Origin of the sequence: Proteiniclasticum sp. (genome assembly GCF_003514505.1) — a bacterium.
Lineage (GTDB): Bacteria > Bacillota > Clostridia > Clostridiales > Clostridiaceae > Proteiniclasticum.
The window spans coordinates 15,662-33,697 of sequence record NZ_DOPX01000005.1 but is presented as its reverse complement, the minus strand read 5'-3'; the positions used below and the strand labels follow the sequence as shown (position 1 = coordinate 33,697).

The 18,036-nt window shown below is 44.6% G+C and carries 20 protein-coding genes; 16 read left to right on the top strand and 4 right to left on the bottom strand.

The genetic code is table 11. The features are described 5' to 3' along the window. From DEF30_RS00870 to DEF30_RS00855, 4 genes are all read left to right on the top strand, one after another. Window positions 1-117, top strand: a 117-nt coding sequence (locus DEF30_RS00870) for a sodium ion-translocating decarboxylase subunit beta (RefSeq protein WP_294095319.1), incomplete at its 5' end; no start/stop codon positions are given. Window positions 118-280: 163 nt separating this feature from the next. Then, window positions 281-664, top strand: coding sequence for a GntR family transcriptional regulator (locus DEF30_RS00865; RefSeq protein WP_294095317.1), 384 nt, complete (start codon window positions 281-283; stop codon window positions 662-664). Continuing rightward, window positions 657-1,514: an ABC transporter ATP-binding protein gene (locus tag DEF30_RS00860; RefSeq protein ID WP_294095312.1), complete on the top strand. Its 858-nt coding sequence runs from the start codon at window positions 657-659 to the stop codon at window positions 1,512-1,514. The genes DEF30_RS00865 and DEF30_RS00860 overlap by 8 nt, the downstream gene beginning before the upstream one ends. After that, window positions 1,511-2,176: an ABC-2 transporter permease gene (locus tag DEF30_RS00855; protein WP_074911805.1), complete on the top strand. Its 666-nt coding sequence runs from the start codon at window positions 1,511-1,513 to the stop codon at window positions 2,174-2,176. The genes DEF30_RS00860 and DEF30_RS00855 overlap by 4 nt, the downstream gene beginning before the upstream one ends. A gap of 82 nt (window positions 2,177-2,258) precedes the next feature. On the opposite strand, the gene DEF30_RS00850 is transcribed toward DEF30_RS00855, so the two are convergent. From DEF30_RS00850 to DEF30_RS00835, 4 genes are all read right to left on the bottom strand, one after another. Beyond that, a complete protein-coding gene (locus DEF30_RS00850; protein WP_074911804.1) occupies window positions 2,259-2,861 on the bottom strand; it encodes a TetR/AcrR family transcriptional regulator in 603 nt (200 codons plus the stop codon). An 81-nt stretch (window positions 2,862-2,942) separates the two neighbouring features. Then, window positions 2,943-4,262, bottom strand: coding sequence for an anti-sigma factor domain-containing protein (locus tag DEF30_RS00845; protein WP_294095304.1), 1,320 nt, complete (start codon window positions 4,260-4,262; stop codon window positions 2,943-2,945). A 58-nt stretch (window positions 4,263-4,320) separates the two neighbouring features. After that, window positions 4,321-4,965, bottom strand: a complete 645-nt coding sequence (locus tag DEF30_RS00840) for a sigma factor (protein ID WP_294095301.1) — start codon at window positions 4,963-4,965, stop codon at window positions 4,321-4,323. 294 nt (window positions 4,966-5,259) lie between these two features. Next, window positions 5,260-6,252: a leucine-rich repeat domain-containing protein gene (locus DEF30_RS00835; protein ID WP_294095299.1), complete on the bottom strand. Its 993-nt coding sequence runs from the start codon at window positions 6,250-6,252 to the stop codon at window positions 5,260-5,262. Between the two features lie 392 nt (window positions 6,253-6,644). Between DEF30_RS00835 and DEF30_RS00830 the strand changes: the two genes are divergently transcribed. The 12 genes from DEF30_RS00830 to DEF30_RS00775 all read left to right on the top strand — a co-directional run bounded on the left by DEF30_RS00830 (window position 6,645) and on the right by DEF30_RS00775 (window position 17,970). Next, window positions 6,645-7,205 carry a helix-turn-helix transcriptional regulator gene (locus DEF30_RS00830; protein ID WP_294095296.1) on the top strand — a complete coding sequence of 187 codons (561 nt, stop codon included), beginning with the start codon at window positions 6,645-6,647 and terminating at the stop codon, window positions 7,203-7,205. 156 nt (window positions 7,206-7,361) lie between these two features. Beyond that, window positions 7,362-7,655: a rhodanese-like domain-containing protein gene (locus DEF30_RS00825; protein ID WP_294095293.1), complete on the top strand. Its 294-nt coding sequence runs from the start codon at window positions 7,362-7,364 to the stop codon at window positions 7,653-7,655. Window positions 7,656-7,657: 2 nt separating this feature from the next. Further along, window positions 7,658-9,307 carry an FAD-dependent oxidoreductase gene (locus DEF30_RS00820; protein ID WP_294095291.1) on the top strand — a complete coding sequence of 550 codons (1,650 nt, stop codon included), beginning with the start codon at window positions 7,658-7,660 and terminating at the stop codon, window positions 9,305-9,307. Between the two features lie 2 nt (window positions 9,308-9,309). Further along, window positions 9,310-9,615, top strand: coding sequence for a rhodanese-like domain-containing protein (locus DEF30_RS00815; RefSeq protein WP_074911796.1), 306 nt, complete (start codon window positions 9,310-9,312; stop codon window positions 9,613-9,615). Beyond that, on the top strand, window positions 9,605-9,859 hold the full coding sequence (locus DEF30_RS00810; RefSeq protein WP_074911795.1) for a metal-sensing transcriptional repressor: 255 nt from the start codon (window positions 9,605-9,607) through the stop codon (window positions 9,857-9,859). Before DEF30_RS00815 ends, DEF30_RS00810 begins: the two co-directional genes overlap by 11 nt. A 110-nt stretch (window positions 9,860-9,969) precedes the next feature. Further along, the gene (locus tag DEF30_RS00805; protein WP_083422708.1) at window positions 9,970-10,221 is read left to right on the top strand and encodes a metal-sensing transcriptional repressor; all 252 of its coding nucleotides are present in this window, start codon (window positions 9,970-9,972) and stop codon (window positions 10,219-10,221) included. A 21-nt stretch (window positions 10,222-10,242) separates the two neighbouring features. Next, on the top strand, window positions 10,243-10,755 hold the full coding sequence (locus DEF30_RS00800) for a SprT-like domain-containing protein (RefSeq protein WP_294095249.1): 513 nt from the start codon (window positions 10,243-10,245) through the stop codon (window positions 10,753-10,755). 91 nt (window positions 10,756-10,846) lie between these two features. After that, window positions 10,847-12,187, top strand: coding sequence for a glucose-6-phosphate isomerase (locus tag DEF30_RS00795; protein ID WP_294095247.1), 1,341 nt, complete (start codon window positions 10,847-10,849; stop codon window positions 12,185-12,187). Between the two features lie 99 nt (window positions 12,188-12,286). Next, window positions 12,287-13,009: a pseudouridine synthase gene (locus DEF30_RS00790; RefSeq protein WP_294095244.1), complete on the top strand. Its 723-nt coding sequence runs from the start codon at window positions 12,287-12,289 to the stop codon at window positions 13,007-13,009. 356 nt (window positions 13,010-13,365) lie between these two features. Beyond that, window positions 13,366-15,600, top strand: coding sequence for a DNA helicase PcrA (gene pcrA, locus DEF30_RS00785; RefSeq protein ID WP_294095242.1), 2,235 nt, complete (start codon window positions 13,366-13,368; stop codon window positions 15,598-15,600). Window positions 15,601-15,668: 68 nt separating this feature from the next. Continuing rightward, window positions 15,669-17,675, top strand: a complete 2,007-nt coding sequence (gene ligA / locus DEF30_RS00780) for an NAD-dependent DNA ligase LigA (protein ID WP_294095239.1) — start codon at window positions 15,669-15,671, stop codon at window positions 17,673-17,675. Beyond that, window positions 17,668-17,970: a hypothetical protein gene (locus tag DEF30_RS00775; RefSeq protein ID WP_294095236.1), complete on the top strand. Its 303-nt coding sequence runs from the start codon at window positions 17,668-17,670 to the stop codon at window positions 17,968-17,970. The genes ligA and DEF30_RS00775 overlap by 8 nt, the downstream gene beginning before the upstream one ends. Window positions 17,971-18,036 lie beyond the last annotated feature (66 nt).

Here is an 18,036-nt window from a genome sequence, read left to right as displayed (position 1 = left end):
GTAGGCCAGGAAGAGGATCCATCAAACTTCCTTCTCATGCATGCCATGGGTCCCAATGTGGCGGGTGTCATCGGCTCTGCCATTGCAGCCGGAGTGCTTCTCAATTTCTTTGGGTAGTGAAAAGAATCAAACATCCGGAGCGGTTTCTACTTTGGCTCCTACTGTTTGACTTTCATAAGAAAAAACCTCACTTTAAAATATGGAGTGAGGTTTTTCTATTGACAAAAGTTCATACTGGTATTACTGTATATATGTGTACATAGTGAAAGGGGGAGAAGCTTTGAGAATCATCATATCAAACCGGTCTACTGTACCGATCTATGAACAGATCAAACTGCAGATCATCGATGCCATTCTTTCCGATGAGCTGAGAGAAGACACACAGCTTCCGTCCATCCGGCAGCTGGCGAAGGAGCTGAAAGTCAGCGTCATTACCACCACCAGAGCTTATAAGGATCTGGAGGAAGAAGGATATGTGGTGAACGTTCAAGGGAAGGGCTGCTATGTGTTGCCTAAGAATCAGGAGCTGGTCTATGAAAAGCTCATGGGAAATATGGAGAACCTGATTTTTGAAGCTCTGGCACTCAAAGAGAAGATGAATCTGGATGATACGGAGTTTATGGAGATCATTCAAACGTTAATGGAGGCGGAAAAGAATGAGTAATGCGATAAAAGTAGAAAACCTTATAAAAACCTACCCTTCCTTTGCATTGAAAGGCGTATCTTTTGAAGTGCCCAAGGGCTATATCACAGGATTTATCGGGCCCAATGGTGCAGGAAAGACCACCACCATCAAATCCATTTTGTCCTTTATAAAACCTGATGGAGGCACCATTGAGCTCTTGGGAGAAAAGAGGAATGAAGGCAAAAACACTTTGGAGAAGGTAGGGGTTGTCATGGATACCCCGTATCTTGTGAAAGACTGGACCATCCAAGATGTGGAGAATGTGGTGATGCCCTTTTACAGCACCTGGGATGGGGATAGATTCAAAAGCCTTCTGGACAGGTTTGGCATTGCCAAGTCTTTGAAAGTCCGGGAACTGTCCAGAGGTATGACAGTGAAGCTCTCGGTTTCCATTTCCTTATCCCATGGAGCAGAGCTACTCATTCTTGACGAGCCCACCAGTGGTCTGGACCCTGTGGCAAGGGAAGAAATCTGTGAACTTTTGCAGGAGTTTGTATCTGAGGAAAACCATAGTGTGCTGTTTTCTACTCATATTACAAAGGATTTGGAATCCATTGCAGATTATATTGTGTTCATTCTTCATGGAGAAATTCTTTATGCGGGTCCTAAAGAAGACCTGATGGAAGCCTATGGACTTCTGAAAGGAGGCCTTTCTGATCTTCCTCTTCTATCCCATGTCCATCTCATCGGACTGAAGAAAAACAGTGTGGGGTTTGAAGCACTTGTGAAGAAGGAAGAAGCTGTGGACCTTCCAAAAGGGGTTCTTATAGAACCTGTCTCATTGGATGAACTCATCATCTACTTTCATAGGGGAGGTAATAAGTCATGATTCTTAAAGTAGCAGTGCTGGACTATAAAACCATAAAACCTTATCTGACGATGAAAAATCTGCTCATTGTGCTGGGTGTCACTTTTTTTCTCGCCTTTGTCAACAAGAACACTCTGATTCCACTGTCCATTGTCAGCGTCTTTGTCACCATTTATCTGAGTTATCCTTTTGCGGTGGGGGAGCAGAACGGCATAGATCCTCTTTATCGGATTCTTGGACTTACCAGAAAGGAAGTGGTTCTAGGAAGATATCTGTGGGCTTTTTCCATGAATCTCATCGGTATCCTTTTTGGTCTGCTTTTGTCCTTCTTATTATCTCTTTTGCTGTCACTGCCTTTTGAGTTTAAAGAAGCAGTGGCGATGCTGCTGGGGCTGTTCTTGATCTTCAGTCTGATGCAGGCTTTTCAGTTTCCGCTTTTTTTCAAGCTGGGCTATATGAAAGCCAAGACGGTTTCGTACCTGCCTTTTATGCTCCTTGGCGGAGTCTTTGTGGTTTTGTCTGGTTTTCTCGATAAGGTGCCACATTCTTTTCTTCTGAATGCTGAGACTTTCTTCCGGGAGTCTTTTGGTCTTGTGCTTCTTTTTGCTTTTCTTGTATGGAGCATCGTGCAGGGCGCTTCTGTCCTGTTCTCCTTAAAAGGCTATGAGAAGCGCTCCTTCTAGGAGTAAAAAAAGTAAATCACAAAGGAAAAACCATAGTACTTCTTCTTCCCTGAAGAAGTACTATGGTTTTTATACGATGCAATTAATTTGATCTCATTTTCTTATGTAATCCTTCAAAGAGAAGATGTATCCAATCTTTGATCTCTTCTTCCTGATCTCTTGACAAGAGTTCTGAGTTCAGAGCTTCCAAAATACCAAGATAAATGAGATAAACACCTTTCACAATTTCATCTGGAGAAAGAGATGTGCTGAGGGTTCCATTTTCCTGCTCCTCTCTGATGAGGGCACATTTTTCTTCGTAGAAGAGAGTGTTCATTTTTTCGTAACGTACATTGATTTCATGAAGTTCTGGAATTTCTTTGATCCGGAAGAAAAAATTGTGCCCAAAGAGAGAGATGTGCTTGGAAAACTCAAAAATCAGACGCTCCATTTTGGTCTGGAAATCATCCTTCGTACTGAATATTTCCTTGTGGATTTTCATCAGTTCTTCTTCAAAATGATTGTAGGCTGAGGTATACAGCCCGAATTTATCCTGGAAATAGTAATAAATGGGGCCTCGGGATATGGAAAGGCTGTCTGCAATATCAGAGATTTTTGTAGCTGCATATCCTTTAGCCGCAAAGATTTCGATGGCTTTCTTCTTGATTTCATCCATGATTTCTTTATCGGTATTTGCGTAAATCATCGTTCGTTCCTCCCTAGATGTGTCATCTCGTACAGCATAATTGCCTTGTGCTTAATAAGAACTCTGCTGGTTGAGAGATTTCTATTTGTTTTTACCTGGTGCATCTTTGGCAGGTGGTTTACCGTTATTGTCAGATGGGGGTGTTCCAGGTTTTTCTGGTTTGTTGTCTACAGGAGGGTTTCCTTGACTCCCGGTGGAGTTAGGATTTTGCTCCGGTTTCTTTCCTGAGTTTGAGGGTGTTTCCGGATTCTCTTCTTTTCCTGGAGCTTCAGGTTTACCAGTGGAGTTTCCGCTGTTACCAGGTGTTTCTGGTTTTACCGGTACAGTACCATTATTGCCAGGTTTCTCTGTAGTAGGTTCAGTGTTCTCCGGATCTTCTTCAGGGGTTTCGGAGTTTTCTTCTGGTAGTTTCGCCTGTTCCAGCTGATCTTTCAGCGCTTCCATTTGTGCTTTCTTTTCTTCTGCCGCCTTCAATGCGGTAAGCGCATCCTCTATGGCTTTTTCATCGCCAGACTTTCTAGCTTCCTGGTAGGCTTTTCTAGCTGCTTTCACTTCATCGATGGATGTTTTGAAGAGGGCAAGCTGTTCTTTGAAGGCCTCTTCAATCTCTTCCGGAAGGTCCTCTATAAGAGTCTCATCCTCTTCTAAAGAATCGCGCTTTAGAAGTCTTTTCTGTTCTTTATAAGCTTCCCGTCTTACCGGGTCTTTAAAGAAATCTCCGAGTTTTTCATCGGGTCCAAGGTTGAATTCTTCTCTCAGTCTCATGAGACCAAGGGCTTTTCCTTCATTTTGCATCTCTTTCAGAAGGTCTTCAGAGGCTGTGGTGAACACAACGCTGGTTTCAGAAAGCAGTTCACCAAGAAGGGCTCTCTCTTCCAGCTGGGCGTATATTCCCTCCGAGATCCGTTCCTCTGAGGAGAGTATTTCTGTGAGAATCACAAAGTCTTCTTCCTCATCATTCAGATTGAGAAGTCCTTCATTCACAGCATCCTGAAGGATTTCTTCGATGGCTTCTTCCACAGGAAGGTCTTTGTAACGGTCAAGAGGAAGCAAGGAAGCATCCTCATTATAAGGAAGGGCTTCTTCTACGAGACCATCCTGGGACAGTTCAAGAAGAATACTGGGGTTGACTTCCACAAGAAGCTTTGCCGCATATGCGCTCTTTTTCTCAAAAAGTGGAGAAGAAAGAAGCAGGACAGCCAGTGCCGCTGCAGCACCATAGCGCAGAAGGTAAGAAGCGGGCTTCTTTTTAGCGGCAGTTGTATGAATAATGTCTTCATTTGTAAAGTATATTTTTTGTCCTGGTTCCATGAAATTTTTCGTATAGATTCTCAGGTATTCAGATTTGGTTTTGACGATAGAGTATTCACTGGTTACTTTTAGAACAATTCCTTCAAACATAAAATAATCACTCCTCTGTTATATAAATACAAAGGAGTGATTATTTTTAGGGTACAACTTAGACCCATTTATGAAGAAGTGTCAGATTATTTTTCAGAACCACCAGAATACTCAGGATATATTCCCGGCTACCATAAAGGATTTTACGTGAAATCTGATACTTCAACGAGATCCTGGTCATGGGCAGTGTATATTTCTTAAAGATGATATTCATGAGATCCTCATCTTCTGACAGGGAAAAAGCTAGAGTTTTTGCTTTTTCTTTGGTGTCCTGATGCTTTGGTACAAGATCCACTAGATCTTCCAGCTGGATACCGAACCGGTTTAGATTCTCTACAAATATGGCTATTTCTTCTTTCAATAGAAGATGATCCAGAAGCTCTTCCTGAGGCTCTGGGAAAGAAATCTCATCCACCGAAGGTTCCAAGGGCTTTTCTTTTTTTAAATGGTTTAAAAGGTCTCTGTCTATGAGAAGCTTTGCGAACGGAAGAAAGTGTCCTTTCTCCTCCTGAAAGCTCAGAATGGCTTTATAGAAACTCTGAAGGGCCACTGAATAAACTTCGTCATTCTCCACCTCAACATATCTGCCGATTCTCTGGGAGGCAGTGGAGAGAATGAAAGGAGTGAATTCCTTTATGAAGTCTTCCTTCTCCAAGGAAGAGCTTTTTTGAAGAGTTATGACCCGCTGATCCAGTTCCATCATCGTCGATATCCAAGGTTAAAATTGAGCATTTACTATAAACAGAAGTGAAATAGTGACTCAAAAAAAAGACCTTGGGCTCCTTTCCATGTAATCGCCATATTTTTTCTTGAAAAGTGAGTATGTACGGGAGTTCTTGAAAAAACATGGAGCTTACCTTAAGTATACAAAGAAAATAGTATATTATCTATGGGAAGCCGGAACTTCCTCAAGAATTATTCCCCCTTGAGATCGCTTTCCCTTGGGACGCTGCAAAAAAAAAGAAGCTGTGAAAAACACAGCTTCCGGAGTAAGGGATCAGGGCTGAAACTCCAGAGCTTCAATATGGCTGAGAAGTTCGATGTTTTCAATGGGGTTTCCATTTAGCCTGAGAGACTCGAAGGAGGTGAAGTCCTTTAGAGGAGAAACGTCTTTGATGTTGTTGGAAATCAGTTCCAGCTCTTTTAAGTTCGTCAGAGTGGTAAGAGGTTCCAGATTCTCCACTTCATTGTCATAAAGGGACAGGGTTTCCAGATTTGTGAGTCCCGACAAGGGAGACAGATCTTTGATTTTATTCCCATAAGCACTGAATTCAATGAGTCCGGTGAGTCCTGTGAGCGGAGTAAGATCTTCCACGGCATTCCAGTCCACAATGAGTCTTTTCAGGTTTTTCAGGTCTTTCACCGGGGTGAGATCTGTCACATTGTTGGTGTTGACTCTGAGCACTCCGAGATTTTCTGCTTTCGTCAGGAAGGAGATATCAGAAACTTTACTTTGATAAATCCACAGGGTGGTGAGGTTTTTCAGGACCTCTTCGGGTAGAGTGGCATAATCAATGTCCGGCTGAAGAGTAATGGCCAGGGTTTTCAGATTCTTGAAGTGCTTGAGATCTTCTAGTGACGTCAATGTGCCATAACCTTTGTAGCGGACACCTTCATATTCGAACTCATCCTCATAGAAGTGGATGATGCTTTTCTGGGAACGTCCTTCTCCCCAAAGGAAAATAAATTCGTCTGCAGATACTGCGAAGCCAGTAATGGTGTCAAGGTCGCTCTGTAGAACGGTGTCTTTACCCAGTTCCTCTTTGATTTTTTCTTCGAAAAAAGGGTTGGAGAAGACCACAGGGGCGTCTTCAGAAGGGGAAGGATTCTCCTCATTTTCTCCTTCTCCCTCCGGAGTGGATGGGGATTCTTCATTAGTCGTTGTACCTGGAGTACCGGGGCTTTCTGTCTTCTCACAGGCGCATCCAGTGATCAGTAAGATCAGTATCAGCAGGAAAGGCAGCATCCATTTTTTTTCTTTTGTTGTCATATGATTCACTCCTCGTTAAGGATATACAAAGTATCATCCATGGATTCATCTTTTTCTTAGATTCAGTGTACTATTTTGATAATGAAAATACAATTAGAATTGATTTTGACAAAGAAAGAACAAAGGGCATCTGTTATGCTGAAAAAAATCTTCTGGAGACAAGAACAAAGAGATGGATATGGATATTATAGAAGGAGCCAGAGAAAATGGACTGAGGATTCACGTGCTCCATATAAATGGAATTCTGAATGAAAATCGTAAGATCTTGAGAAAAATGGAGTGTAAAGATGTTTTGACACCTCATTTTCCATAGATTTCAAAGGATTTTGACAGCAAAAATAGTACAATAGAAGTATCCTGAAAACAGACTTCAACGAGAAGGGAGAATGAACATGAATATCAGTGAACAGATACGGATGAACCGGAAAAAAATCAGATCTTCCCAGGAAGAGCTTGCAGAGAGGGTGTATGTGTCCAGGCAGACCATCTCCAGCTGGGAAAATGGGAAGAGCTATCCGGATCTTCATAGTCTCTTGCTTTTGTCAGAGATTTTCTCCATCTCTTTGGATGAGCTGATTAAAGGAGACGTGGAAGAAATGAAAGAAAAAGTGGTCAGTGAAAAAATGAAATGGGGCAGCTATGCCATGATACTGTTCTTTGTGCTTATGGTATCTATGATGCCTTTTGTGAAACGGGTGAGTGTTTATTTCATGGTTCCTCTGGTAATCTTCGCCCTGCTGATGATTGCGTCGTCGCTTCTGGTGGAGAGAGAAAAGAAGATTCATCAGGTGGAGACCTACGAAGAGATTCTGGAGTTCATGGAAGGAAGAAAAATGGACCCGATGGATCCAGTGGAGCGAAAGAAAAGACTCAGAAAAGAAACCGTGTATAAGGTTCTTGGAGGGCTTCTTGTGGGCGGAGGCTCTGCAGCACTGATCCTATGGATTTTTTAAAAGAGGGGGTGACCCCTTCTTTTTATTTTTTATTTTTTTTGTAAATGGTCTTTACAAAGGATACCCCCCTATGGTATTATTCAATATGCCGGGAGGGGGTATCCTTTTGGCGTGAAATTGTAGAGTTTAAAAGATATAGATAAAGGGGAATGAAGAATGTTTTTTACAAAAATCAAATCTGTCACCACCGATGAGCTGCAAAGTATATTGAAAGAGAAACCGGTGATCCTTGATGTGAGAGAGCCGTATGAGTTTAAAAACGGCCATATTCCTGGAGCAAAAAATGTGCCCCTTGGAACCATTGACACCTATTCAGGAAAAGGTCCGGTATATGTGATCTGCGCGTCAGGCGCAAGAAGCACCCAGGCAACGAAAAAGCTCACCAAGATGGGCGTAGATGCAACCAATGTTAAGGGTGGCATGATGATGTGGAAAGGAGCTAGAAAGTAAACATGAGAATTGTAATTGTAGGTGGCGTAGCAGGTGGAATGTCAGCGGCAACAAGGCTGAGAAGACTGCAGGAGGATGCGGAAATCATCATACTGGAAAAGGGACCCTATGTTTCTTTTGCCAACTGTGGACTGCCTTATTTTGTATCTGGTGAGATCACAAAAAGAGAGAACCTTCTGGTGCAGACCCCAGACAGACTGAAAGCGAGATTCAATCTGGACGTTCGAGTGAACTCAGAAGCAGTAGCCATTGATGGTGACAAGAAAGAGATCCATGTCAGAAGTAAGGATGGGGAGTATGCTTTGTCCTATGACAAGCTGATTCTTTCTCCCGGAGCGAGACCTTTTGTTCCCAATACACCTGGTCTTCAGGAAGCAAAGAATGTGTTCACCATGAGAAATGTACCCGATGTGGATGCAGTGACCAAGTACATTGCAGAAAATCATCCAAAGAAAGCTGTGGTCATCGGGGCAGGATTTATTGGCCTTGAAATGGCAGAGGCTCTGAAGCAACAGGGACTGCACGTTTCCGTGGTAGAGATGGCTCCTCATGTCCTGCCACCTTTTGATGAGGAAATGGCCATGTTCATTCAGAAGGAACTGAAGAAAAATGGTATTGATGTATATACTGGAGTTGCTGCCAGCGGCTTTTTGGAAGAAGGAAACGTAGTGGAGCTCCAAAATGGCGTGAAGCTTGAGAGCGATCTCACCATCATGTCTGTGGGGGTTCTTCCGGAGAACACATTAGCCCAGACGGCAGGCATTGCCCTTGGTATGCGTGGTGGAATCCTGGTGGATGAGTCCTATGAGACCAGCGTGAAAGATGTCTATGCGGTGGGGGATGCCATCATCGTCAAGAACCAGATTCTTTCAGAAGACACCATGATTCCGCTGGCAAACCCAGCCAACCGTCAGGGACGCCAAGTGGCTGATGTCATCAGCGGATATAGAAGAAAGAACCGCGGTTCCATCGGAACAGCCATTGTAAGAGTCTTCCATCTATCTGGGGCATCTGTTGGTCTAAATGAAAGACAGCTGAAGATGGCAGGAAAGACCTATAAGGCAGTCCATGTCACAGCCAATGATCATGCAGGATATTTTCCAGGAGCTACCAGCATCTATCTGAAGCTTCTTTTTAATCCTGAAGACGGCACCATTTATGGGGCTCAGGGGGTAGGCGAGAAGGGTGTGGACAAGAGAATCGACATCATTGCCACCGCCATCAAGGGACATCTCACGGTGGAGGATCTTATGGAGCTGGAATTCACCTATGCACCACCTTTTGGTTCTGCAAAGGATCCGGTGAACATGCTGGGTTATGCGGCCACCAACATTGTGGAAGGCTTCTCCGACAACATCCAGTGGCATGAGCTGGCGAAGAAGAGAGAAGAAGGGGCATTTCTTCTGGATGTCCGTGATGAGAGCGAAGTGAGAAGATCTGGAGCCATCAAAGGGTTTGTGAATATTCCTTTGAACAGCCTAAGAGACAGACTTTCGGAGATCCCAAAGGATCAGGACATTGTGATCAGCTGTGCCAGTGCCCAGAGAAGCTATATGGCAGAAAGACTGCTGAAACAAAAAGGATACAAAGCCATGAATCTTTCTGGCGCATTCAACATTTATAGTATGGTAAAAAGTGAGGAGATTATATAATTATGTTTAATTCAGTAATGATGATGGAGTTTGAACAGCTGCTGAGAAAAGGAAACCTGAACATTCTTGATGTGCGGGAGGACGATGAGTTTGAGTCCGGCCACATCGAAGGTGCACAGCACCTTCCACTGGGAGAAATCCCAACAAGTCTAGGAAAGCTCGACAAGAGCAAAGAATACCATGTGGTCTGCTTCTCCGGATCAAGATCCGCCATGGCATCCAAATACCTGGCTCAGAACGGGTTCAAGGTAGTCAATGTGATGGGAGGCATGTCCGCATACAGGGGTGATGTGATCTTTGGAAGATAAGAAAAGCTATATCAACAGGCTCTCCAGACTGGAAGGTCAGATTCGGGGCATTTCTAAAATGCTGGAAGAAGACCGCAGCTGTCAGGATGTGGTGACTCAGCTTTCCGCTGTGAAGGCGGGTATTGATAAGGTCATTGCACTGATGGTCACTGAAAATCTGATGACCTGCGTGGCGGAAGAAAACACCGAAGACCAGCGGGACAAAGTGGAGCAGGCGCTGAAGCTGATTTTTAAAAGCAGATGAGAAAATGCACCGGATGGGAATATACCCCTCAGGTGCATTTTTTGTCCACTTCTCCTCCGGATTTGATATAATGGGAAGAGAATACTAAACAAAAAGGAGAAAGTGTTTTGGTGGATCGTAAAAAATTAATCAACCGGGTCAACCGTGCGGAAGGACAGCTTCGCGGCATTGTAAAAATGATGGAAGAGGAGCGGGAATGCAGGGACGTGGTCATACAGCTGGCAGCGGTAAAGGCCAGCGTAGAAAAAATCATCCACATCATCGTCACGGAGAATCTCATGGAGTGCATGATCAAAGACGGTGAGGAAGTTGGGAAAGAACAGTTGGAAGATGCCTTGGATCTGATTTTGAAAATCAAATAACAGAGGCGAAGAAGGTGGCATATGAATAAAATCTGGTCCCTGGAAGATGTGAAAAAACTTCTGTCTGAAACAGGAAAGAAAGAAGGATTTCCCTGTGATAAGGTGCCTGTTGTCATCAGCACAAAGATGGAAAAAACCATGGGGTCTTTTTATTTCAGAATGCGTGGCGGGAAGATGGAGCCCCATTCTTTCCGCTTCTCAGCAAAGCTTCTGGATGGAACCTACAGCAGGGAGATTGTGGAGCAGGTGATTCTTCATGAGTATGTCCATTTTTATGTCAACATGAGAGATCAGGTGAACCACCATCATGATGAGGTGTTCAAGGAGGCCTGCCGCTCTCTTGGCATCAGTGACCACACCTATTTCAAGGAGTTTGTGGCACTCTCCCCCAAGAAAGGGTATCTTCTTCTTTGTGCAAGCTGCGGAAAAACCATTGGCAGAAGAAGGCGGGCAGATGCGGTGAAAAGCATTGTAAGAACAAAAGTATCCTCCTGTTGTCACGGGAAGATTAAAATTAAGGAAGCTGTATTTTAGAAGCCTTCAAAAAATGCTATAATTTCCTATGGTATACTATGAAAGAGATTATGTTGATAAACCAAAGAAATGAAAGGTTGGTGCAAACCCTATGTTAAAAGTAGATTTGAAGAAACTGGACGGATTTATAAGAAGCCACGAGATTGAGTATCTGGATCCTCTGGTGAAGGCTGCCCATACACTTTTGAGAGAAAAAAACGGTCCTGGAAATGATTTTCTGGGATGGGTGGATCTTCCACTGAACTATGACAAGGAAGAGTTTGACCGCGTGAAGAAAGCGGCGGAGAAAATCAGAAAGGATTCTGATGTGCTTGTAGTCATCGGCATCGGCGGGTCTTATCTTGGTGCAAAAGCAGCCATAGAGATGATGAGCCATCATTTCTACAATGCACTGCCTAAAGCAAAAAGAAAGGGGCCTGAAATTTATTTCCTCGGCCAGAACATCTCCGGAGATTATCTCAATGATCTTCTGGAAATGCTGGAAGGAAAAGAGGTCTCTGTGAACGTCATCAGTAAATCCGGAACGACCACAGAACCTGCAGTGGCATTCCGTGTGATGAAAGACTTTATGGAAAAGAAGTATGGAAAAGAAGAGGCAGCCAAGAGAATTTTTGCCACCACCGATAAAGCAAGAGGAGCGCTCAAGAGTCTTTCTAATGAAGAAGGATATGAGACCTTCATCGTACCTGATGATGTGGGAGGAAGATTTACAGTGCTGACCCCAGTGGGACTTCTGCCTATTGCGGTGGCCGGCATTGATATTGATGAAATGATGGAAGGCGCAAAGCTTGCTCACGGGGACTATCAGAAGGATTCTGTGAAAGAGAATGAATGCTACGCTTATGCGGCAGCAAGAACAGCGCTGTATAACCGAGGAAAAGACATCGAGATTCTCGTGAACTACGAACCACAGCTCACCTATTTCTCAGAATGGTGGAAACAGCTCTTCGGCGAGAGCCACGGTAAAGATGGAAAAGGGATCTTCCCAGCTTCTGTGAACTTCTCTACAGACCTTCATTCCATGGGACAGTTCATTCAGGATGGAAAGAGAAACATTTTCGAGACCGTGATCAACGTGGAGGAAATGAACTCCAGCTTCACCATCGAGAAGAACGAGGACAATCTGGACGGGCTGAACTTCCTGGCTGGAAAGACCATGGATGAAGTGAATAAAAATGCCTTCAAGGGCACACTGCTTGCACACATTGACGGTGGTGTTCCGAATATTGTTCTCACACTGAAGGACAAAAAGGAAAAGAGCTTTGGCTATATGGTCTACTTCTTTGAACTGGCTAATGCAGTTTCCGGATATATGCTGGGGATCAATCCATTTGACCAGCCTGGCGTAGAAGACTACAAGAAGAACATGTTTGCTCTTCTTGGAAAGCCTGGATATGAACAGCTGAAGAAAGAACTGGAAGAAAGACTGTAAGAGACGAAATAACCTGGAAGAAAGGCCCGGAAGAATATTTCCGGGCCTTTCTCAAATCACAGGTACAAATTTCTAAGATGTGATACAGGAGGATAGGATATGGCAAAAGAAAGAATTGATAAGGTGCTCTCCAATATGGGCTATGGCAGCCGGAAAGAAATCAAAGAAAAAATCAAAAAGAACCTGGTGACCGTAGAAGGAGAACTGGTGAAAGACCCGGGGCTGAAGGTGGATCCGGAGGAAGACAAGATCATCATTGAAGGAGAAGAAGTTTTTTACCGGAAATACATCTACCTTCTCATGAACAAACCTCAAGGGGTGGTCTCGGCCACCTTTGACAACCACGACCAGACGGTGGTGGACCTTCTCCCTTTTGACTATAAATCCTTTGACCCTGCCCCGGTAGGAAGGCTGGACAAAGATACTGTAGGACTTCTTCTTCTTACCAATGACGGAGAGCTGAACCATAAGCTGCTGTCTCCCAAAAACCATGTGGATAAGGTCTATTATGCCTATCTGAAAGAAGAGGCCAAAGAAGAAGACATCAGAGCCTTTGAAAAGGGCATTGTGCTGGGAGATGGCTATAAATGCATGCCGGCAGGTCTTTCCATAGGGGAAGAGGACAGACGGGAAGTGTATGTGACCCTTCGGGAAGGAAAATATCATCAGGTGAAAAGAATGTGGCATGCCCGTGGAAATGAAGTGGAATATCTTCAGCGGATTTCCTTTGGTTCTTTGACCCTGCCAGAAGACCTGGAAGAAGGAGAGTTCCGGGAGCTCACGGAGGAAGAACTGACACTGCTTCGAAATGAAAATAGTTAATGGTTTACAGGTTGCGTTTCATAAAATGTAAAGGTTTCAAAATACCATCCTCTGAAACTTCTGAAAAACCGTTGAAAATGAACAGTTTATAGCATTATAATCATATCTGTAAGGACAAATAAAAAGATGAATAGCCCCTTTTTATTGACATAAGACCACCCCCCAATCGGTCTTATGAAAGCCTTTTACTCCCTCTGGTTCCCCCCAATTATCAGAGGGCAGCGATTTTGAGAGCCTAAACGCCTGTCGTTTAGGTTTTTTTGTGCTTTAAAATAGAACATAAGTTCAAATTATAACTTCATAAGGCAGCAAGTTCTGTGATATAATTATGAGTGATAGAAAAGGAGGGATTCCCCTTGGACTTAAAGAAACTTTTAAACGAAGAGCAGTATGAGGCCACCACCACCGTAGAAGGACCACTTCTCATTCTTGCCGGAGCAGGCTCTGGTAAGACCCGAGTGCTGACCCACCGTATTGCCTATATGATGAAAGAGATGAACATCAGGCCCTATGAGATTCTGGCCATCACTTTCACCAATAAAGCTGCTGGTGAGATGAAAGAGAGAGTGCGCTCTCTGGTGGGAGAAACTGCGGACAATATGTGGATCTCCACCTTCCACTCCAGCTGCGCCAAAATTCTCAGAAGAGAAATTGAGGCCTTAGGCTACAAAAAGGACTTTACCATTTATGACAGCTATGACCAGAAGTCCCTGATGAAGCAGGTGCTGAAGGAGCTTTCTGTGGATGAGAAGGATCTCACCGAGAAAGAAGCCATTTCCCATGTGTCCACGGCAAAGAATACCTTGCTCAATCCACTGGACTTTAAAAAGAAATATGAGTACCATTTCCGCATGAATAAAGTAGCAGATGCCTATATTCTTTACCAGAAAAAGCTCAAGCAGAACAATGCCCTGGACTTTGACGACATCATCATGAAAACCGTGGAGATCTTTGAGAAGTTCCCGGAGATTCTGGAAAAGTATCAGAGAAAGTTCCGTTATGTGCTGGTGGATGAGTATCAGGATACGAACCATGCCCAGTACAGGCTCATCAATCTTCTCACAAAAGACCACCAGAACATCTGCGTGGTGGGAGATGATGATCAGAGTATCTACCAGTTCAGAGGCGCGGACATCCGAAATATTCTGGATTTCGAGATGGATTTTCCCGATGCCAAGGTGGTGAAGCTGGAAAAGAATTACCGCAGTATGGGAAATATTCTGGCGGCGGCGAACTCTGTCATCAAAAACAACCGGGACAGAAAAGAGAAGACGCTGAAAAAAACCAAGGATGAGGGCGGAAAAATCAAGATTTATCGGGCTTACGACGATTTCGAGGAAGCACGTTTTGTGGTCCGTGAGATGCAGAGGCTCTATCGGGAAGGAAGAAACTACAAGGAGATGGCGGTGCTCTACAGGACCAATGCCCAGTCGAGAAAGTTTGAAGATATCCTGATGCAGGAAGCGGTGCCTTATAAACTCATTGGCGGACTGAAGTTCTATGACAGGAAGGAGATCAAAGATCTTCTGGCGTATCTTCGCCTGGTGAACAATCCTTTTGATGAAGTGTCTTTACGTAGAATCATCAATGTGCCCAAAAGAAAAATTGGAAACACCACCGTGGAGAAGCTCCAGGAGAATGCGAACCATCAGGAAGAGAGTTTATTTGACACCATCATGAATCTGGAGGAGTATAGTCTCCTTGCCGCTGGAACCCAGGCTTCTGTCGTGAAGTTCAGAGAGATGATTCTGGACTTTAACGAGAAACAGCTGGAGATGAAGGTGTCAGAGCTGGTGGAATATATCCTGAAAACCTCCGGATATATGAAGGAGCTGGAAACCTCCAAAAATCCAGAAGATGAATCCAGAGTGGAGAATCTGGAAGAATTCCTCAATGTGGTGCTGGAGTATGAAATGAAGGCTGAGGAGCCATCACTCCAGGAGTTCCTGGAGTCTGTGATGCTGGTGTCTGATGTGGACCAGTATAACGAAGCCGATGACAGCGTGACCCTTATGACCCTTCACAGCGCCAAAGGTCTGGAGTTTCCGGTGGTCTTCATGGTGGGGCTTGAGAACGGGCTCTTCCCTAGTGCCAGCTGTCTTACAGACCCCAATGAGATGGAAGAGGCCAGAAGACTTGCTTATGTGGGAATCACGCGAGCCATGGAGGAGCTCTATATGACCTATGCGGAGAACCGCATGGTCTTTGGCCGCATGGTGTCCTACCCGGTGTCTGATTTTATTCTGGATATTCCATCGAACATCAAGGAACATCTCAACGAAGAAAAGAAAGTGCATCACCGGGATGTGAATCCCCATACCATCAAATATAAAGACAAAAATATGAAGTATGTGGACTACAATGTGGAGAAAGCCCTGGAGGATGCGAAGAAGATTCTGGATTTCCCGGATAAGAAAGTCCTCGATCAGGCGGATGTGGTCCCCGGTGCCAAGGTAAAGCATCCGAAGTTTGGTGTCGGCACCGTCGTAGCCACAGCGGATGCCAAGGGAGATCTGAAGGTGACCATCGCTTTTGACAACCAAGGCATCAAGAACCTGATGCTGTCCATTGCTCCTCTGGAGCTTGCATAAAAAATAGGAAGAAAAGGAGATAGGGAAAGAGAGCTGTTTGTCTTTCTTTCCTTTTTGGAAGTGATTTTATGGAAGATCTGAAAAGAGAGATTGAGTCTCTGGTGGAGAAGCTCAATGTCTATGCCAAGGAATACTATACGCTGGATGCGCCAAGCATTTCAGACAAAGAGTATGATGCCCTTTATGACCGGCTGGTGGCTCTGGAGAAGGAAACTGGATACCAGCTGTCCTATTCTCCCACACAGAGGGTTGGAGATGAAGTGCTCTCCGTCATGCCAAAACACAGGCATCTGGCGAAGCTCTGGAGCCTTGATAAGGCTCAGAGCCTTCTGGAACTTTCCCAGTGGCATGAAAGAAATCTTTCCTTTGTGGAAGAGTACAACAAAGACCATGAGAACAAGCTGCCACCGGTGAAGTATATTGTCACCCGGAAATTTGACGGGCTTACGGTGAATCTTACCTATAACCAGGAGGGCATTCTTGAAACAGCGGCTACCAGAGGAAATGGAGCGCTGGGTGAAGAAGTCACCGCTCAGGTGAAGACCATCTATTCAGTGCCTCTTAAGATCGCTTCAGAGGATGTGCTGGAGATCCATGGCGAGGCTATGATGACCAAAGAAGCCTTGCGTATCTACAATGAGACGGCTGAAGTTCCGCTGAAGAATACGAGAAACGGTGCTGCAGGGGCTTTACGGAATCTCAATCTGGAAGAGACCAGACGAAGAAACCTCACAGCTTTTTTCTATGACATCGGATATAAGGAAGGGACACCCTTTGAAACCTATCGGGATATGATAGAGTTCATTCATGAAATGGGATTCCTCACCGATGGCTACTTTAAGGAAGCAGACGATTTTGTCACCCTGGAATCCTATATCAGGGAAATTGAGGAAGAACGTTCCTCCCTAAACTTTGACATTGATGGTGTGGTCATTGCCATCGATGACATGCGGACCAGAGATCTTCTGGGATATACCATCAAGTTCCCCCGCTGGGCCATTGCCTACAAGTTCGAGGCAGAAGAAGCAGTGACAAAGCTTCTGTCTGTGGAATGGAATGTCGGAAGAAGCGGACGGGTGAATCCTACAGCGGTGCTGGAGCCTGTGGAACTGTCCGGTGTCACTGTGAAAAGAGCCACCCTCAACAACATGGATGATATTGCGCGAAAAGGCGTTTATCTTGGAGCCAACGTGCTGGTAAGAAGAAGCAACGATGTTATTCCCGAAATCATGGGGGTCGTTGACGAGGAAGAGGAGAGAGAAAGGGAAGAGATCCTTCCGCCATCTCACTGCCCCTCCTGCGGTACACCTCTGATCCTGGATGGAGCGCATTACTTCTGCGAGAATACATTGTCCTGCAAACCTCAGCTCATCAAGAGCATTGTGCATTTCTCAGGAAGAGACGCCATGAACATCGAAGGGCTCAGCGAGAAGACTGTAGAGCAGCTTTTTGAGAAGCTGGATCTGAAAGAGCTTTCAAGACTCTACACGTTGACAAAAGAAGACCTTCTCAGTCTGGACAAGGTGAAGGACAAGAAGGCAGAGAACCTTCTCAGTGCCATTGATGCATCCAGGGAAAGACCTCTTCATGCTTTCCTCTACTCCTTAGGCATTCCCAATGTGGGCATCTCCACAGCAAGAGATCTGGAAGCAAAGTTCAAAACCTTGGAGGAAGTGATGAAGGCAACGAAAGAGGAGCTTCTTCAGGTGCCGGATGTGGGTGAGATTGTGGCGGAAAGTATTCTAAACTTCTTTCAGTCAGAAGAAATCCGGGAAGAAATCGGAAAACTGCTTCAGTATGTCACCTTGCAGTATGAGGAGACTGTAGTGACGGAGAGTCCGTTTACAGGAAAAACCGTGGTCTTAACGGGAACACTCACGCAGTTCACGAGAAAAGATGCGGAAGAGAGGCTGCTGACCCTTGGTGCGAAAGTCACCTCTTCGGTTTCAAAGAAGACAGATTTTGTGATCTATGGAGAAGAGGCAGGTTCCAAGCTGACCAAAGCAGAGAGTCTTGGTGTGAAAACTCTTACAGAAGCAGAATTTCTAAAAATGAGTGGTGAAAGCCATGGATGAGCATCAGAAAAATCGAATGAAGTCTGAATGGATTCTGGGGGGGCTGGGCTGGTTCATGCTCATTGTCATCCTTTTCCTCCTGGTGCTTACGGTGCTGAACCTCAACCGGATCATTTCCTGGCCTGTTTTTGATACGTATCTCCCTTTAAGTTTGTCCATTTTCCTTGGGCTTTTCATTTGGGGTATACGGTTCTATCTCAACTCCAGGAAATATCCCAGCTATTTGAGATACAGTGCTTTTGCTTTGGTATTTGCCTTGCTTCAGTTAATTTTTCTCCTTGCAGGTGTATATTAAGTCATCTTATGCTAAAATAATAGAAGGTTTTTTGGGGGAAGTTATGACAGCGGGTTGTAACTTCCT

Bases quoted from the DNA above. Each gene is read 5' to 3' on its own strand.
- DEF30_RS00860 (WP_294095312.1), top strand. From the start codon at position 657: ATGAGTAATGCGATAAAAGTAGAAAACCTTATAAAAACCTACCCTTCC.
- DEF30_RS00855 (WP_074911805.1), top strand. From the start codon at position 1,511: ATGATTCTTAAAGTAGCAGTGCTGGACTATAAAACCATAAAACCTTAT.
- DEF30_RS00850 (WP_074911804.1), bottom strand. From the start codon at position 2,861: ATGATTTACGCAAATACCGATAAAGAAATCATGGATGAAATCAAGAAG.
- DEF30_RS00845 (WP_294095304.1), bottom strand. From the start codon at position 4,262: ATGTTTGAAGGAATTGTTCTAAAAGTAACCAGTGAATACTCTATCGTC.
- DEF30_RS00840 (WP_294095301.1), bottom strand. From the start codon at position 4,965: ATGATGGAACTGGATCAGCGGGTCATAACTCTTCAAAAAAGCTCTTCC.
- DEF30_RS00835 (WP_294095299.1), bottom strand. From the start codon at position 6,252: ATGACAACAAAAGAAAAAAAATGGATGCTGCCTTTCCTGCTGATACTG.
- DEF30_RS00830 (WP_294095296.1), top strand. From the start codon at position 6,645: ATGAATATCAGTGAACAGATACGGATGAACCGGAAAAAAATCAGATCT.
- DEF30_RS00825 (WP_294095293.1), top strand. From the start codon at position 7,362: ATGTTTTTTACAAAAATCAAATCTGTCACCACCGATGAGCTGCAAAGT.
- DEF30_RS00820 (WP_294095291.1), top strand. From the start codon at position 7,658: ATGAGAATTGTAATTGTAGGTGGCGTAGCAGGTGGAATGTCAGCGGCA.
- DEF30_RS00815 (WP_074911796.1), top strand. From the start codon at position 9,310: ATGTTTAATTCAGTAATGATGATGGAGTTTGAACAGCTGCTGAGAAAA.
- DEF30_RS00800 (WP_294095249.1), top strand. From the start codon at position 10,243: ATGAATAAAATCTGGTCCCTGGAAGATGTGAAAAAACTTCTGTCTGAA.
- DEF30_RS00795 (WP_294095247.1), top strand. From the start codon at position 10,847: ATGTTAAAAGTAGATTTGAAGAAACTGGACGGATTTATAAGAAGCCAC.
- DEF30_RS00790 (WP_294095244.1), top strand. From the start codon at position 12,287: ATGGCAAAAGAAAGAATTGATAAGGTGCTCTCCAATATGGGCTATGGC.
- ligA (WP_294095239.1), top strand. From the start codon at position 15,669: ATGGAAGATCTGAAAAGAGAGATTGAGTCTCTGGTGGAGAAGCTCAAT.
- DEF30_RS00775 (WP_294095236.1), top strand. From the start codon at position 17,668: ATGGATGAGCATCAGAAAAATCGAATGAAGTCTGAATGGATTCTGGGG.